This is a genomic window from Sphaerotilus sp. (assembly GCF_041083715.1).
In the GTDB taxonomy this organism is placed as follows: Bacteria; Pseudomonadota; Gammaproteobacteria; order Burkholderiales; family Burkholderiaceae_C; genus Sphaerotilus.
Genome location: NZ_JBFPGY010000197.1, coordinates 1 through 2,793, shown reverse-complemented (window position 1 = coordinate 2,793; position 2,793 = coordinate 1). Strand labels below are relative to the sequence as shown.

The 2,793-nt window shown below is 70.5% G+C and carries 3 protein-coding genes; all 3 read left to right on the top strand.

Annotation, left to right across the window (positions count from 1 at the left end):
• On the top strand, positions 1-1,270 hold a 1,270-nt coding region (locus AB3X43_RS08765), incomplete at its 5' end, for a glycosyltransferase family 4 protein (RefSeq protein ID WP_369429463.1).
• Positions 1,271-1,275: 5 nt separating this feature from the next.
• The gene (locus AB3X43_RS08760) at positions 1,276-1,929 is read left to right on the top strand and encodes a class I SAM-dependent methyltransferase (protein ID WP_369429462.1); all 654 of its coding nucleotides are present in this window, start codon (positions 1,276-1,278) and stop codon (positions 1,927-1,929) included.
• Between the two features lie 56 nt (positions 1,930-1,985).
• Positions 1,986-2,705, top strand: a complete 720-nt coding sequence (locus AB3X43_RS08755) for a YebC/PmpR family DNA-binding transcriptional regulator (protein ID WP_369429461.1) — start codon at positions 1,986-1,988, stop codon at positions 2,703-2,705.
• The last annotated feature ends 88 nt before the right edge of the window (positions 2,706-2,793 follow it).

Below are 2,793 nucleotides of genomic sequence, written 5' to 3'. Positions count from 1 at the left end.
ACGTGAACTCCGGCGCTGCCGCATGAATCTCCTCTACCTGAACCACTACGCCGGCACGCCCGCGCTGGGCATGGAATACCGGCCCTACTACCTCGCCCGCGAGTGGACCCGTCTGGGCCACCGGGTGCAGATGGTCGCCTGCGCCACCTCGCATGTGCGCGCCACGGCGCCGGTGCACCGCGACCACCCGATCAACGCGCCCACGCACCAGGACATCGACGGCATCGACTACCTCTGGTTCCCCGGCCCCGCCTACCAGGGCAACGGACTCGGTCGGGTGAAGAACATCTGGGCCTTCCTGCGCCAGGTGTGGCGGGCCTCGCGCCGCATCGCCACGCAGTTCCGTCCGGACGTGGTGATCGCGTCCAGCACCTACCCGATGGACATCTGGGTCGCGCGTCGGCTGGCACGCATGGCGCGGGCGAAGCTGGTGTTCGAGGTGCACGACCTCTGGCCGCTGTCGCCGATCGAGCTGTCGGGCATGTCGCCGAAGCACCCCTTCATCCTGCTGTGCCAGAAGGCCGAGGACGACGCCTACCGCGACGCGGACGTGGTGGTCTCGATGCTGCCCAAGGTGCACGACCACATGGCCGGGCGCGGGCTGGACCTGAAGAAGCTGCACATCGTGCCCAACGGCATCACGCTCGACGAGTGGACCGGCGAGATGCCCCCGCTGCGCCCGGACGTGGCCGCTGCGGTTGCACAGGTCCGCGCGCGCGGCGCCACCGTCGTCGGCTACGCCGGTTCGATGGGCCTGCCCAATGCACTGGACACGCTGCTCGACGCCATGCGCCAGTTGCAGACCCAGGGCGCGCCGATCGCCCTGGTCATGGTCGGCGGCGGCCACGAGCGCGACCGGCTCGCCGCACGCGTGCAGGCCGAGGGGCTGGCGAACGTGCAGATGCTGCCGCCGATCCCCAAGGCGCAGATCCCGTCCTTCCTCGCCGAGATCGACATCGCCTACATCGGCTGGCAGCGGGTGCCGATCTACCGCTTCGGCATCGCGCCGAACAAGCTGATGGACTACATGATGGCCGGCTGCGCGGTGCTGCACTCGGTCGAGGCCGGCAACGACCCGGTGGCCGAAGCCGGCTGCGGCCTGACCGTGGCGCCCGAATCGCCCGACGCCGTGGCCGACGGCCTGCGCCGCCTGGCCGCTCTCACCCCGACCGAGCGCCACGCGATGGGCGAGCGCGGCCAGGCCTTCGTGCAGGCGCACCACACCTACCCCGTGCTGGCGCGGCACTTCCTGGCGGCCTGCACCGGCTGACGGCCATGGGCACGCCCGCCGACCGCTACAGCCTGCTGAACCCCGATGTCTGGCAGACGGTGCACGAGCGCCAGCGCGCCCTGCTCGGCCTGCTGGCGCGCCATGGCTGGAACGACCTGCACGCGCGCACGCTGCTCGAAGTGGGTTGTGGCGCCGGCGGCAACCTGCTGGAATTCCTGCGCATGGGCTGGCCGCCCGAGCACCTCGCCGGCATCGAACTGCTGCCCGAGCGCCATGCGCACGCACGCACCGTGCTGCCCGAGCGGGTCGCGCTGCACCTGGGCGACGCCTGCACGGCGCCGATCGCCGATGCGAGCTGCGACCTCGTCTTCCAGGCCACCGTGTTCTCGTCGCTGCGCGACGACGCCGTCCAGCAGCGGCTGGCCGACACGATGTGGCGCTGGGTGAAACCGGGCGGCGCGGTGCTCTGGTACGACTTCACCGTGGACAACCCGCGCAACCAGGACGTGCGCGGCGTGCCGCTGCAGCGGGTGCGGGCACTGTTTCCGCAAGGGCACATCGAGGTACAGCGCGTGACGCTGGCGCCGCCGCTGGCACGGCCAGCGTGCCGGGTCTGGCCGGGGCTGTACCCGGTGCTCAACGCGCTGCCGCTGCTGCGCACGCATGTGCTGGCGTGGGTGGCGAAGGACGGCGGCTGACGCACTGGCGGCTGACGCTAGACTGCCCGGCTGACCTCCAACTCACAGGAATCGCCATGGGCGCGCAGTGGAAAGCAAAGCACAAGGACCTGGCCTCCAACGCCAAGGGCCGTCTCTTCGGCAAGCTCGCCAAGGACATCATGATCGCCGCCCGCCACGGCGCCGACCCGGCGGCGAATTCGCGGCTGCGACTGGTCATCGAGCAGGCGCGCAAGGTCTCGATGCCCAAGGAGACGCTGGACCGGGCGATCAAGAAGGGCGCGGGCCTGACGGGCGAGTCGGTGAACTTCGAGCATGTGGTCTATGAAGGCTTCGCGCCGCACCGCGTGCCCGTGATGGTCGAGTGCCTGACCGACAACGTGAACCGCGCCGCCTCCGACATGCGCGTGCTGTTCCGCAAGGGCCAGCTCGGCACCTCCGGCTCGGTCGCCTGGGACTTCGACCACCTCGGCATGATCGAGGCCGAACCCACCAACCCCAGTGCAGGCGCCGACCCCGAGATGGCCGCCATCGAAGCCGGTGCGCAGGATCTGGAAGCGGGCGACGAGGACGGCACGACCCTGTTCTACACCGAGCCGACCGAGCTGGATCTGGTCAGCCGCGCCCTGCCCGCCCACGGCTTCACGGTGCTGTCCACCAAGCTCGGCTACAAGCCCAAGAACCCGGTCGCACCCGACAGCCTGAGCGCGGAGCAGTTGGAAGAGGTCGAGGCGTTCCTGGCGGCGCTGGATGCGAACGAGGATGTGCAGAACGTGTTCGCGGGGCTGGGTGGCTGACCGAAGGAGCCGACATGACCCCACCGATCCGACCAACGCGCCACGCCACCCTGCCGCCCGGCCTCGTGGCACTCACCGCCACCGCCCG